This is a genomic window from Mesobacillus zeae (assembly GCF_003570705.1).
In the GTDB taxonomy this organism is placed as follows: domain Bacteria; phylum Bacillota; class Bacilli; order Bacillales; family Cytobacillaceae; genus Mesobacillus_C; species Mesobacillus_C zeae.
This window is the reverse complement of sequence record NZ_QWVT01000045.1, coordinates 1-13,394: the sequence shown is the minus strand read 5'-3', so window position 1 is coordinate 13,394 and position 13,394 is coordinate 1. Positions and strand designations below refer to the sequence as shown.

The 13,394-nt window shown below is 42.4% G+C and carries 15 protein-coding genes, 1 pseudogene and 2 other annotated features; of the genes and pseudogenes, 15 read left to right on the top strand and 1 reads right to left on the bottom strand.

Features of this window, described 5'->3' with window-relative positions:
- Window positions 1-82: 82 nt before the first annotated feature.
- Window positions 83-307, top strand: a binding site (T-box leader).
- 44 nt (window positions 308-351) lie between these two features.
- Window positions 352-577: a binding site (T-box leader), on the top strand.
- A 53-nt stretch (window positions 578-630) separates the two neighbouring features.
- From D1970_RS23515 to D1970_RS20440, 4 genes and pseudogenes are all read left to right on the top strand, one after another.
- Entirely contained in the window at window positions 631-1,218 is a 588-nt protein-coding gene (locus D1970_RS23515; protein ID WP_336105603.1) for a TGS domain-containing protein, read from the top strand.
- Window positions 1,173-2,161: pseudogene (thrS, locus tag D1970_RS23510) on the top strand (threonine--tRNA ligase); the annotation flags it as partial. The gene D1970_RS23515 and the pseudogene thrS, both read left to right, overlap by 46 nt.
- 126 nt (window positions 2,162-2,287) lie before the next feature.
- Window positions 2,288-2,548, top strand: a complete 261-nt coding sequence (locus D1970_RS23505) for a His/Gly/Thr/Pro-type tRNA ligase C-terminal domain-containing protein (RefSeq protein ID WP_336105605.1) — start codon at window positions 2,288-2,290, stop codon at window positions 2,546-2,548.
- Window positions 2,549-2,732: 184 nt separating this feature from the next.
- A complete protein-coding gene (locus D1970_RS20440; protein ID WP_119114700.1) occupies window positions 2,733-3,200 on the top strand; it encodes a DUF1259 domain-containing protein in 468 nt (155 codons plus the stop codon).
- A 161-nt stretch (window positions 3,201-3,361) separates the two neighbouring features.
- Here the strand turns inward: D1970_RS20440 and D1970_RS20435 are convergent, their stop codons facing one another.
- Complete coding sequence (locus tag D1970_RS20435) at window positions 3,362-3,553, bottom strand: hypothetical protein (protein ID WP_119114699.1); 192 nt, start codon at window positions 3,551-3,553, stop codon at window positions 3,362-3,364.
- Between the two features lie 195 nt (window positions 3,554-3,748).
- Here D1970_RS20435 and D1970_RS20430 point away from each other — a divergent pair, with 195 nt between their 5' ends.
- The 11 genes from D1970_RS20430 to D1970_RS20380 form a co-directional block, all read left to right on the top strand.
- Window positions 3,749-4,861, top strand: coding sequence for a DUF4145 domain-containing protein (locus D1970_RS20430; protein WP_119114698.1), 1,113 nt, complete (start codon window positions 3,749-3,751; stop codon window positions 4,859-4,861).
- Window positions 4,862-5,218: 357 nt separating this feature from the next.
- Window positions 5,219-5,497: a replicative helicase loader/inhibitor gene (locus D1970_RS20425; protein WP_119114697.1), complete on the top strand. Its 279-nt coding sequence runs from the start codon at window positions 5,219-5,221 to the stop codon at window positions 5,495-5,497.
- A gap of 106 nt (window positions 5,498-5,603) precedes the next feature.
- Window positions 5,604-6,710, top strand: coding sequence for a hypothetical protein (locus D1970_RS20420; protein ID WP_119114696.1), 1,107 nt, complete (start codon window positions 5,604-5,606; stop codon window positions 6,708-6,710).
- Window positions 6,711-6,797: 87 nt separating this feature from the next.
- Window positions 6,798-7,481 (top strand): response regulator transcription factor, encoded by a 684-nt coding sequence (locus D1970_RS20415; protein WP_119114695.1) that lies wholly within the window; start codon window positions 6,798-6,800, stop codon window positions 7,479-7,481.
- 94 nt (window positions 7,482-7,575) lie between these two features.
- Window positions 7,576-8,895: a HAMP domain-containing sensor histidine kinase gene (locus D1970_RS20410; RefSeq protein ID WP_246370058.1), complete on the top strand. Its 1,320-nt coding sequence runs from the start codon at window positions 7,576-7,578 to the stop codon at window positions 8,893-8,895.
- A 113-nt stretch (window positions 8,896-9,008) separates the two neighbouring features.
- Window positions 9,009-9,692, top strand: coding sequence for a lysozyme family protein (locus D1970_RS20405; RefSeq protein ID WP_119114693.1), 684 nt, complete (start codon window positions 9,009-9,011; stop codon window positions 9,690-9,692).
- Window positions 9,693-9,740: 48 nt separating this feature from the next.
- Window positions 9,741-10,523: an NAD-dependent protein deacylase gene (locus tag D1970_RS20400; RefSeq protein ID WP_209796870.1), complete on the top strand. Its 783-nt coding sequence runs from the start codon at window positions 9,741-9,743 to the stop codon at window positions 10,521-10,523.
- Between the two features lie 113 nt (window positions 10,524-10,636).
- Complete coding sequence (locus D1970_RS20395) at window positions 10,637-11,371, top strand: class I SAM-dependent methyltransferase (protein ID WP_119114692.1); 735 nt, start codon at window positions 10,637-10,639, stop codon at window positions 11,369-11,371.
- A gap of 329 nt (window positions 11,372-11,700) precedes the next feature.
- Window positions 11,701-12,258, top strand: coding sequence for a hypothetical protein (locus D1970_RS20390; RefSeq protein ID WP_119114691.1), 558 nt, complete (start codon window positions 11,701-11,703; stop codon window positions 12,256-12,258).
- Window positions 12,258-12,668: a hypothetical protein gene (locus tag D1970_RS20385; protein ID WP_119114690.1), complete on the top strand. Its 411-nt coding sequence runs from the start codon at window positions 12,258-12,260 to the stop codon at window positions 12,666-12,668. The genes D1970_RS20390 and D1970_RS20385 overlap by 1 nt, the downstream gene beginning before the upstream one ends.
- Window positions 12,669-13,086: 418 nt before the next feature.
- On the top strand, window positions 13,087-13,394 hold a 308-nt coding region (locus tag D1970_RS20380), incomplete at its 3' end, for a hypothetical protein (protein WP_142921042.1).

Here is a 13,394-nt window from a genome sequence, read left to right as displayed (position 1 = left end):
GCTGTATTGATTGATCAGAACTGTTGCTATTTAATGTAATTTATTGTAGTATGTAAAATAATTCAAATTAATTGTTTGAATTTAAAAAGCAATGATAAGGACATGAGTTACTTTTTACGGTTTCCAGAGAGGGAAGGAACGCTGAAATCTTCCTAACGCAGGAAAGTATCTTACCACCTTTGAGCTGTATTGGGGAATTGAGTACCCAATACCGTCTATGCTACGTTACAGCACCAGAGCCGTAAGTTAATTTTTTAGCTTATGGGAAATTGGGTGGAACCACGAGTAAAACGCACTCGTCCCTTGTTAAGGGATGAGTGCGTTTTTTTATTTTACAATCATAAATATAAAATTATTGCGATGAAAAGGACATGAATTATTTTTACGGTTTCCAGAGAGGGAAGGAAAGCTGAGAACTTCCTAACTTAGGAAAATAATTTACCACCTTTGAGCTATATCAGTGAACACAAGTATCTGATATCGTCTATGCTACGTTACAGCACCAGAGCCATAAGTTATTCTTTTTAGCTTATGGGAAATTGGGTGGAACCACGGGTATAACGCACTCGTCCCTTGCCATAGGGATGAAGTGCGTTTTTTAATTTATTACTTAAAGGAGTGTTTACTGTTATGAATGAAAAGTTAATTAAAGTTCAATTTTTAGACGGAAAAATAAAGGAATTTCCGAAAGGCATTACAGTGGAAAGCGTAGCAGAATCCATTAGCTCAAGCCTAAGAAAAAATGCAGTTGTAGGAAAAGTAGATGAACAATTGGTGGATTTAAGCTACAAGATAGAACTGGATGTGGAACTCTCTGTTTTTACTCTAGATTCGGAAGAAGGATTGAATGTTTTAAGGCACTCATCAGCGCATGTATTGGCACAAGCCGTGAAAAGACTCTTTGGCAATGTAAAATTGGGGATAGGACCAGTCATTGAAGATGGATTCTACTATGATTTGAAACTAGAACACAGTTTGACTTCTGAGGACTTACTTGCCATTGAAAAAGAGATGGAAAATATCATAAACGAGAATTTAGAAATCAAACGAATAGAAGTTTCTTATGAAGAAGCAGAACAGTTTTTTGAAGAAAAAGGTGAGCCATTCAAGTTAGAAATATTAAGGGACATTCCAAAAGATGAAAAAATAACTCTTTATCAACAAGGAGATTTATTGACCTTTGTCGTGGCCCTCATCTTTCATCCACTGGTTTCATAAAAGCATTCAAATTAACTCGTGTATCAGGTGCCTATTGGCGAGGTGATAGTCAAAATGAAGTTCTACAAAGAGTGTATGGAGTAGCATTTAAAAAGAGAAAGGATTTAAATGAATATCTAAATTTCTTAGAAGAAGCAGCAAAACGCGATCACCGAAAATTGGGGAAACAATTGGAGTTATTTATGTTTTCTGAGGAAGCTCCAGGAATGCCATTTTATTTACCGAAAGGACAAATTGTTAGAAATGAATTAGAAAATTTCTCTCGTGAACTTCAAAACAGAGCTTATTACGATGAGGTTCGTACTCCATTTATGATGAATCAACAATTATGGGAGAAATCGGGTCATTGGGACCATTATCACGAAAATATGTACTTCACTGAAGTCGAACATAAAAAATTCGCTTTGAAACCAATGAATTGTCCGGGTCATATGCTGATTTATAAAAATAGCCTTTACTCTTATCGAGATTTACCGATTCGAATGGCGGAATTTGGTCAAGTCCACCGTCATGAATACAGTGGTGCTTTAAATGGAATGCTTCGGGTTCGTACATTTTGTCAGGATGATGCCCACATCTTTGTTCGAGAGGATCAAATTGAAAGTGAAATTAAACAGGTATTTTATCTAATTGACCAAGTATATCGCACTTTTGGTTTTGACTATTCGGTGGAGCTTTCAACTCGTCCAGAAGATTCATTAGGTGATGACAACCTTTGGAGAATTTCTGAAGGAGCATTAAAGAATGTACTTGAAAATTTAAAAATTAAATACCACTTAAACGAAGGGGATGGGGCATTTTATGGGCCAAAAATTGTTTTCATATTAAAGATGCATTAAAACGAAGCCATCAATGTGCAACAATCCAACTTGATTTTCAGATGCCAGAAAAATTTGATTTAATTTATATCAATGAAAATAACGAAAAGGTTAGGCCTGTTGTTATTCATCGCGCTATTTTTGGATCCATTGATCGTTTCTTTGGTATTTTAATCGAACATTTCGCGGGTGCTTTTCCTGTATGGCTTGCACCGATACAAGTACAAATTATCCCTATCTCACAAGTTCACTTGGACTATTGTTTACAGATTCAATTGGAACTGAAACAATTAGGAGTAAGGGTGAAAATTGACAAAAGCAATGAAAAGCTAGGGTATAAAATAAGAGAAGCACAGATGCAAAAAGTCCCATATATGCTAGTTTTAGGAGACAATGAAGTTAATGAAAATGCAGTAAATGTTAGAAAATACGGGGATCAACAATCGGAAAGTGTTCCATTTGAAAGTTTCAAAAAGAAAATTGTACAACAAATAAAAGAACGTAGTAAGTAACAGAAGCGAGAGTTTAGTAAGACAAATATGAAAGTCGATTCCTTATAAATGGAAGGAATCGACTTTTTTTATGTTTGAATTTTCTTATCGTATAAAATTTCGGAAATGTTGGCAGTACCCCATTATGAGTGGTTCACAGAATAACGGGGAGCGGAAAGGGAAACATAAGCTGCGGAGGTGACATATGAAAAAAATTATACTAATCAGCGGATTGCTATTTTGCGTGATGTTATTGCCTAAACCAATGCTTGCTGAACAAAATCTTGATTGCAAAGAGCTTGAGAAGGTATTTGATACGAAAGTTGAAGCAGAGAATGGTACTTGTAAAGTAGAGATTACTCGGAAGGATCTTGATGTCATTCATATGGGCAAAAAGCTGTCCCCGGAAACGATGGAGCTTGTTTTCCATTTTGCCTTTGAAAATGTGGATGGCGGGACGGCTGTAATTGGAGAAATGGCGTTACTTGATGACGAGGTCAGTGGTGTCGTCGATGAACTGCGCAACGGAAAATTAGAAATCTCAGCCATCCACAATCACCATCTTCACGAGCAGCCAAAAATCATGTATCTTCATTTCCAGGGAATTGGCGATAAGTCACAGCAAGCTGCAGTGATTCAAAAGGCCATCGAAACAACGGGATATAAAAAATAACGATTTCCACAAAGACAGTCCCAGAGACTGTCTTTTTTCTATACCTTTTCAGACTGCATCCTTCTCCAAAACGTTGTTTTTATTCAACACAAAAAAGCACTCAACGCCTGATCGCATTGAATGTTTTTTATGAAGGATTTTCCCGGTTGAGATGTTTGTGCTTATACGCCCATCTTTCTCCGTGTGTTGCTTACTTTTTTCGTTTGTTGGCTTTTCATTTTCTTGGTGGAGCTGGATTGGTGTCCGGTAGCATTGCCTGCAGCATTTTGGGCTTTCTTCTTTTCGAGCTGTTTTTGGATTGCTTCTTGAAGGCTCATTTTCTTTGCTGGCTGGGAATCATTCGTGTTTGTCATCTATTTTTCCTCCTAATTGTTGTATGGTACATTAAGTATACCTATTCTTGCCCGTTTAATCCATTTAACTTTTCCTGATGTTGTCATTAGCCGCCTAACAGAGCTGTGTATTTTCCCAAATGCATAGTGTAGGCGTTGAAATTTTATGATACCATTCAAGTATTATCGTTTTTTAAGGGAGTTAATGAAAAACCTATGACAAGCCATCCTTATTTTTACCAATTCCTTGAACCTGTGTCCAAAGAGCTCGCTTCCGTTGCCAGGGAGCTTGAGAACAGCATTTTTTCCAGTCCTCGGACAATGCTGACACATGCAAGAATATTTGTTGAAAATATACTTCAAAAAGTCATCAAAGCCGAGAAGTTGCCTGATGACGATCGGACGAGTTTGATTGACCGCATCAATCTGCTTAACAACCATGGTGTACTGCTGCCAGAGACACGGGACAAGCTGCATCATGTCCGTCAGATTGGCAACCAGGCTGCACACGATTCCCGCATGTTCCGCTATTCGGAGGCGTTGCTGTCCTGGGAAGCGGTGTATGGAGTCGTGAAGTGGTACGTTGAAGTGTATGGGCCTGTTACTGTGAATGTACCTGACTATCAAGATCCTGCGCCGCGCAGCGAACAAAGCTACGATATTTCCGAGCTAGAAATTCGCCTGAAATCACTAGAACAGCTGTTGATTGCATCGGTTCATCCTAATTCCGAGGAACCGGCAGCTGCTGAAGCTGCAGTGGCGGTTGAAAGTCCTGTTTCTATATTTGTTGCGGAACAGCCTGGCTACACTACGATTCGCACAATAACGTATAAGGAAGAGAAGTTGGAAGTCCCTTATTTTCTGCGGGACGCTTTTCTCTTGCCACAGCGTTTTCCAAAGTCCGAGACCTTCCTGATCAGGCTGGGGGCTGAGCAGCAGGCGAGAATCATGAGCGAGCTGCCGTCCGATTTTGAAAATCTTCATAAACATGTAAAGCGGTTCAACGAGAAAAATGACGCGACGTTCTTTGAGGAAATGAAGATATATATTGAAGAAGAAAAAGTCAGGAGAGAGCTGACACTTCAGCGTCCCGGCGAGCTATTTCTTTTTTACAAAGAAAAGCATATCGTTGTGACAGAAGAATTGGCGAAAATTCCACTTACAGTGGGGGAATTCAACGGGATTCCAAGCCTGCTTCGCCAGCTTAACGAGGACAAGGTAGAAACCGTCGGCCAGCTGCCAAAAGAACTCGTCATTCTCGCGAAGTATGACAATGTCGGCGTCGGAACAGTCGAAAAGCTGTTCGAACAAATGAAAGAGAAGCAATAAGAGTAATCCATCCCTGTAAAATGAGGGGTGGATTATTTTTTTGCATTTATTAGTGAGAATTTAGCGCTCTTTTATTAAAAAGCCGAGTTGTTTTTGAGAGATATACTGGCTCGCTATTCGGGAAATAACTTGTTCTCTCGGGAAATGAGATGATTTGGACAACAATGAGGATGATTCGGACAAGTTTGCCTATGATTCGGACAAAAAGACACTCTATTAGGACAAAAAACAGCGTCATTCGGACAAATAGACAATTAATGTAAATCGGATACGCACCACCCTTTACGAATGAAACCCCCAGACCACTGTTTTGCAAATCTCCCTTCTTGTCAACAATAGCAAGAGGAGGAATATGCCATGACAAAACAGGAAGCTTTGAATATTTTAGTCCTCATTGAATTGGTATATCCGTATTTTGTCATAAAAGATGAAGCGGTAGCGGGGTGGCTCGGTTTTTGCGAAGAGATGGATTATCAAACTGTATACCATAAGTTTCTCCGGCACATCCGCAGTTCTCCTTATCCTCCGTCTATCGCCGGCATGGCCACAACTTCCGGCAGCACAATGGCAGGAAGCGACTGCCATCCGGTTTTCTCCTGGATGCTTGAATACATTCCAAGAAATTCACCGAAATAATTCTGCATTTCTTTTTTTCTGACGTTTTCCTGACATATTGGCCGATTAATATAAGGGTGTAAGGCCAATTCCACACTTAAAGAAAAATAAACTGGAGGAATGAAATATGAAAAAAGCTGTGATAGGGTTAACGGTTGCTGGGGGCTTACTGTTAGGGGGATATGCGACGACGTCATTTGCCAAGAATTCTAAAATTGTAGAACCAGTAATGAGCAGCCGTAGCGGCTTTACAGGTGGCATGTGCGCAAATTCCCGCGGGATTTATGGTGAAGACTCTCAGGTCTTAATCGACAATGCAAAAGAGCTTGGAATCAAAACAGATGGTAAAGATGCTGCCACACTTCAACAGGAAATCAGAGATACTGTCATCAAGAGAGAAGCGAAGGAAGCAGGGATTTCCACCGCCAACAAGAGTACGGATGAGCTAGCCGATGAATTAAGATTCGCCCATATGAAGGTAGAAGCAAAGGAATATGGCATCAAAATAGATGACCAGGATGCTGCAACCCTCCATGATGAAATTAGACTTGCCAAGCTCCAAAAAGAAGCGAAAGAACTAGGGGTTAAAACTGAAGGTAAAAGCCTCGAGTCTTTGATCGATGACGTGCGCACGGCGGAAATCAGCAAGCAGGCTAAAGAACTAGGAATCAAGACTGATGGCAAGGACTTACCAACACTTGCGGAAGAAGTGTATGCTGCCGAAGTCAAGAAGGCTGCGGAAAGGCTACATATCAGCACGGACGGCAAGGACATCCGCGAGATTGCCCGCGAGACAAGCATCACTGCTATTGAAAATGATGCGAAAAAGCTTGGAATCAAGGTTGATGGGAGATCGATCATGTCCATCGCGGCTGAAGTAAAAGAGAAGAAAATCGACAACTTGGCAAAAGAACTTAAAATCTCCACAAAAGATAAAACTCAAATGGAACTAATTAAGGAAATCGAAAAGAAAGATGCCGACAAGCTTGAAGAAGTGTTTGGTGATTTGCCAGGTTTCGAGATGAGAGGTATGCATTCTGGAATGGGAGGCCATGGCGGATTCAGCCAGATGGGTTCTGGAATGGGAATGGGGAAAGGACAAGGGTATATGGACTCGGAATTCGGCGTCCAGCAGGGACATCATAACCGCGGCGGAGGAATAGGAGGCGGGATGCAACAACATATGATGGGGAACGGCTCTGATGTTCAGGATACAAGCGGAATGGGCGCATAGGTAACCAAGGCAACTTTTTAAATAAGTACAAAATCCCCGGGGGCAGAACGGGGATTTTTCTTGTATAGTGAAAGAGGGTGATTGAAAATGAAAACAATTTTGATTGCAGAGGACGAAGTGACCATCTCCCGCGTCCTGGCTGCTTACATAAAGCATGAAGGTTACGGGGTGGTCCAGGCATACGACGGGGAAGAAGCGCTGCGGATCTTTGCTGAAACATCACCGAACCTTGTGCTCCTTGATGTGATGATGCCAATAAGAGACGGCTGGAGTGTCCTTAAAGAAATCAGGAAAACAAGCTCCTGTCCCGTGATCATGCTGACGGCACTTGGAGAAGTGGAATATCGGTTAAAAGGATTGAACCATGGTGCAGATGATTATATTTCTAAGCCGTTCATTGGCGAGGAAGTGATAGCCCGAATCCAGGCAGTGCTCCGCCGCTCAGTCAATTATATTGAAACAGACAATATCAGACAGTTTGGCAGCCTCAGGATCAATCTCGACTCTCATGCTGTGACCATCAATGGTGAAGCTGTCACCCTAACGCCTAAAGACCTTAGTCTCTTCGTTTTTCTGGTAGAAAGGCCGAATCGTACTTTTACAAGGGAAGATTTGATTGAGAGCGTATGGGGAATCGACTATGAAGGTAGTGATCGCGCGGTGGACCTTGCCATCAAACGTATCCGGCAGGCTTTGAAAGAATGGCCGGCAGAGCAGGGTGAGATCCGGACATTGAGAGGATTGGGGTATCAATTATATGTACATGAATGATAAACAAAGGACCCCAATGCTCAGGTACTGGACAACCAGGTATGTCTTAACCCTTTTTCTCGGATTAATTATTCTTGGGGCCGGATCTTTATGGATGATCAAACAGACAACGCTTGAGAACCGTCTGAATCTGCTGGAATACCTTGCGGCGGAAATGGCAGACAGGGTGGTCGAGTCTAATGGCGAAATCGGGTTTGGAAATTCTTTTGGCAAAATCATGGACCAACGGACGCGGGTGCTACAAATGGATCGCCCTCCGCAGGTCATTGTTGCCGATTTGGAAGGGAATCTTGCTTCAGTCCCTGAGCATCATGGCATGATGCGTGGTGAAAGAGAATCCGAAACCCGTATCATAGTCGACAGTATTCCGGTAGAGTTTCTTACCAGTAAGGACAAGATACAGATTTTTAATGACAATGCGGGAACAAAAGTTTATGCCGTCAAGGCCCCTATCTTTTTTAGTGGTGAGCAGGCGGGATGGTCCATTGTACTCCAGGATGAGGATACACTGACGGAGGTCAATCAGGAATACAGGCTGCTTGTCACTTTGCTTGCAGGTCTCGGGCTGCTAGGCTGGCTCGTGATCTACCTTCTCTCCAAACGGATTGTGAAGCCTGTGCAGGAAGTCGCAAACGCAGCAGCGCAAATTAGAGAAGGAAACTACGATATTAAGCTGCAATCAACGGCGAAGGAGCAGGAGATTTTTGAGCTGACAGAGTCTTTCCGCGAAATGGCAAGCCGTCTGATGCAGCTTGAGCAGCTGCGCGCCGAGCTTTTGGCAGGAGTAACGCATGATTTGAAAACTCCGATGACTAGTATCAGCGGCCTTGTACAGGCAGTGCGCGACGGAGTTGTTACACCAACAGAAGAAAAAGAGTTCCTCGACATCACGCTAAAAGAAATCAAGCGCCTCCAAAACATGATTGGCGATCTGCTTGATTTTAACTCGCTGGCGGCAGGGGCAGTTTCCATTCATCCCGAACGCGGCAATATGGCTGAGCTTGTTCCGGAAATCGTCCGCGAATGGGTCGTATCACAACAGGATACTCTGAATTATGAGGTCATCGTTCCGGAGCAGGCAATTTTACGGGAAACTGATCCTTTCAGGCTGAAACAGATTATGGTCAATCTCTTGAACAATGCCTTTCATTCTCTTGATGAAGAAGGAAGAATCACAGTCACACTCACTGACCAGGCAATCGATGTAACTGATACGGGAACAGGCATACCTGAAAGCGAGCAGCCGTATGTGTTCGAGCGTTTTTTTCGGGGCGAAAAAAAGAAGCTGAAAGTAAGGGGACTGGGACTTGGATTGCCTTTCAGCAAACTGATGGCAAAATCACTAGGAGCAGACCTTCTTTTAAAAGAAAGCTCGCCAAAGGGCAGTACTTTTACAATACTCTGGAAAAAGTAATGCGATAAATGACTTCCTTTCATTTCTTTTATGTTACAAGAGTAAAATCTTGCCCATTTCTTTTGAAATTTCTTTATAATGTATGACAGAAAGAAATTCGGGAGAGAGCTGTTATGAAAAGGAAGAAAAACAAGAAAAGAAGAATTAAAAGGAATTTTAAATTAGTTTTATTATTATTTATTGCTGTGATTGCAGCATTTGTTATAGATCAGATTTCAGAAAATAGATTGCGCGACCAGGCTATTACAATCATCCAATCCTATCCTTCACCCGAAGTGGAGGAGTATACTCCAGTTATTCAAAAAGAGCTTGATGTTGTCGAGCTTGGGCAGTATACGGCAGTCGTTGCAGCGATCATGCAGCAGGAAACCAGGGGGAAGGGTGGAGATCCTATGCAGGCTTCGGAATCTGTCGGGCTACCGCCGAATTCCATCCAGGATCCTGAGAGAAGCATCGAAATCGGTGTGAAGCATTTTGAACGGACCGTCAAATATGGAAACGAGAAAAAAGTGGATTTCCCAACGATCATCCAGGCATACAATATGGGCACAGGTTATATTGATTATGTCGCGGGGAAGGGCGGGAAACATAGCGAAGATGTGGCGAAAGAATTCTCTGCCCTCCAGGTTAAGAAAAATCCGGAAAAATACAATTGTGGCGGAGACACGAATAATTTCCGTTCCCCATACTGCTATGGGGATTTCACGTATGCAACGAAAGTGCTGAAAAACATAGAGGTTCTGACAGCAAAGAACCATGATATAGATTTTGAGAGCTCGGACAAATCCGGCAGCTAGGGAAACGGGTTATTTCAACAACTGATCATAGCGGGGAGTGCAGGAAACGTGAATGACGCCATCAAGAAGGCAGCACAAATTTTGAAAAGTGCTGAAAATATTGTCGTGCTGACGGGTGCAGGGATCAGCACGGAATCGGGAATAAAGGACTTCAGGTCACGGAGTGGAATTTATACTGAATCTCCGGAATATATCCTCTCGCTTGACTATTTTTTCGAGCATCCAAAGAAGTTTTACGAATTTGCGATGAAAAATCTATATCATCCTGACGCGCTTCCAAATGACGGCCACAAGATACTTGTGAAGTGGGAGAAGGAAGGCCGCATCAGCCGGATCATCACCCAAAATATCGACGCGCTGCATGAAAAGGCCGGCAGCAACAATGTTATTGAATTTCACGGTACAATGAAAACGGCCTCTTGCGTCCACTGCGGTGCAGTCTATACGGCAGAAGAAATGAAAAAACGGATGGCAGTGAGTGCTGAGTATTATGTTTGTGACCAATGCTCCACCAGCTATAAAGAAGGGCGTTACATTAAACCGGATGTCGTGCTGTTTGGCGGTGCTGGAGAATGGTTTACCGAGGAAGGCTTCGAAAGTATTTTGAACACCGTCTCACAGGCAGACTGCCTCCTCGTGCTTGGTACAAGCCTGAAAGTCACGCCATTTTCTCTGTTCCCGCAAGCCCGAAAGCCAGGCGTTCCGCTTGTCATCGTCAATATCGGAGATACCCCATATGACAACGAGCTTAATACATACGTTATCCAGGAACCGATTGGACAAACATTGCATGTAATCGATCAGCATTTGAATGATGAAAACAGGGACTAATCGTTCCTGTTTTTTTACTGTCCTTGTTAACGATAGAATATTCTAAATTTTCATAGGAATTTATTTTCTTTTCTGCTAGAATATTGAAGGGCCATTAGATAGGGGTAGTTAGAATGGAGTTTAGAGGATCGAGTGCATACGATCAGGAAGACTTTTTTGATCGTTTTATGAAGCGGAGGGGCAGACAGGACAGTCCTAACAATGCAATAGAAGGGCCAATCATTGATGAACTATTAGGTGATGTACAAGGCAAAAGCATTTTAGACCTGGGCTGCGGTGATGGTATGTTTGGCAAAGAATTGCTGCAAAGAGGTGCAGGGTTTTACACAGGCGTGGAAGGTTCAGCAAAAATGGCTGCCGCTGCAAATGGGAATTTATCGGGTGAAAATTGTGCCATCTCCCACAATACTATGGAAAAATACATTTATCCATCAGGACAATTTGATATCGTGGCATCCCGGTTGGCCATTCACTATCTTACAGACATACAGTCCTTATTTCTTAATGTTCATAAAACCTTAAAAGAACACGGCAGATTTGTCTTTAGCGTTCAACATCCTCTTACTACATCTTCATTTCTGAGCAAGCAAACTGGAGAAAAGCGCGGAAACTGGATTGTCGATGATTATTTTCATGAAGGTGAAAGAAAAGAGCCATGGATGGAAGAAGTGGTGGTGAAGTATCACCGAACCATCGAACAATACTTCAGGGCTCTGGTAAGTGCAGGGTTTTCCGTCACTGATTTGCGGGAAGGAAATCCGAAGAGGGAGCACTTCAGCAGCGAGGAAGAGTTTACGCGAAGGAAGCGGATCCCCGTCATCCTTGCATTTTCATGTGCGAAAAAGTAAGGCAAGGGGGCTTAGGGCCGCTAAATCCACATCCACCAATAAATGAGATCGGCGAATACTGTGAATCTGAAAGCTGTTCCGGAAAGAGATAAACGTCTTCAAGCAGGAAGTATTTCATCGGTGTTGCGCTGGCAGTCCAGGGCCGGCTGAACACAGGTGGATAAAATACTGGTGAGAATGATAGGTGAAATTGATATGATATTTCATACATTCATGGTAACACCATAAAATATTAAATTTGGATAAATGCTAACCCGGCTCTTGCAAATTCTGAGTGATTAGAGAATGCTATAATAGAAGGAAGAGAGTATTTAAGCGGGGGAGTATGATTGAAGAAAACGATTAAGATTGTGGCGATTGGGGCGCTGCTCCTATTGGCCGGGGTGAATTTTTTTTACCCGTATTCAATTTTTAGCATGAATAAATCTGTGTCCTACTCAGGGGACCGTTATTTGATTGCGGATTATAAAAAAAACTTGAAGAAATTCAAACAACATCATAATAAGCAGCCGAAAAAGGAGAGAGTTGCAATAAAGACGGAGTATATCCTGCAAACTTTCGAACAGGATTGGCTGTTGAGTACAAAGCGTGCGAAAATAAAAATGTTTGAGCTCGAGGGAATGTTGGTGGGAGTAAAAGAGACAAGGCACATCCTCATGGAATTTTCTTCGTATGAAAAGTTCTCAATGGAAACAAGAATGTTTTTGAACACAGCCATTGAAAGCTGCATCGAGATTGAAGTTATCCTTGTGGAAATCATGAATTCCGAATCGGAATCAAGAAAGACACTTAAAGGGTTGCTCCGCAATCTGCATGGCAGTTATCTTCGCAGTTTCGATGCGTTTGTAACTTTTTATGATGCGAGTGAAGCAGAGAGGCAGAAATAATGGACAAAAAGAAGATAAATCGGATCGTAACGGTAAACACAGCCACTTTTTTCTCCATCTGGGTTCTGATTTTCCTGGCAGGAGCAGACAAGCCACCGCCAGTGGGCTTCCTTTGGCTTGTTGCGCTGGTAGCCTTACTTGACGTAGCGATGTTTTTTTACTTGAAATTTTTCATTCCAAAACTATGGAAGAAGGATAAAGGCCTTTTTCGCCTGAATATATCCTGTTTCCTCTTGGGCGGCGCTGCGGTCACTTTATTAACCATTCTTTTGAATGTCAAATTATTTTCCCAGGTAGGTATGGTAAGCGCACTGTTTTGGGTGCTCAGCATTATGGCTGCAGCGACTGTGAACGCAATTTGCTTCTATGCTTTCAACGTTGTGCTAGTACTAAGGGCGAGAGCTGATTAGATATTGGGGTATTCGTTTTGAATGGCTCTGTTTGATGGGGAAGGCTTTTTAAGAGCTTTTCTCTTATTTTTTCTATATAGGAAGGATTCGCGCTTGGTTCAATACAATAAGCCAGTGTGAACTAACATTATTATCAGTGGAAGAGAACTGACAGGTTCGGGAAATATTCCATTCTCCCCAAGATCCTTGTCATTCTTCCCAAATACGCTCCATTCTCCCCAAAAGGACTTTGATTCTCCCCATTAGACCATTTATGTAAAACAAGAGTGGATTTCTCCAATCGGCGCATGGCTTCCTATGGCTTTTGTAGGCCTTTTCTCTTATTTTTTCCAAAATTGTCCTATTAAACTTGAAGGATATGCCTCTGGTTCCATACAATTAGCTGGTATGAACTAACATTTTAACCAGGAGGTGCCCAGTGGGGAAGCTCACAATACATACGGACGATATCTCCAGTCATATTAGGACCAGCTATGCTCGATATACCGAGCAGGAAGAGATTATTCGCAACCACATAAATATTCTGCAAAACATTCGCTCTTCGATTGGTGTGGAAGATCTTTCTGCGGTAGAATATGAATTGAGCCAGCTCGAAGACAAAGGCAGGCAGTTTACAGATAACATCATGCCCCAGCTCCATAATATGCCCATCACTACCAAGCCGATGGGACCGTACAACGAGGCGGTCTCGGAAATCCAGCGGTTCGCAGCAGCGAATGATATCCC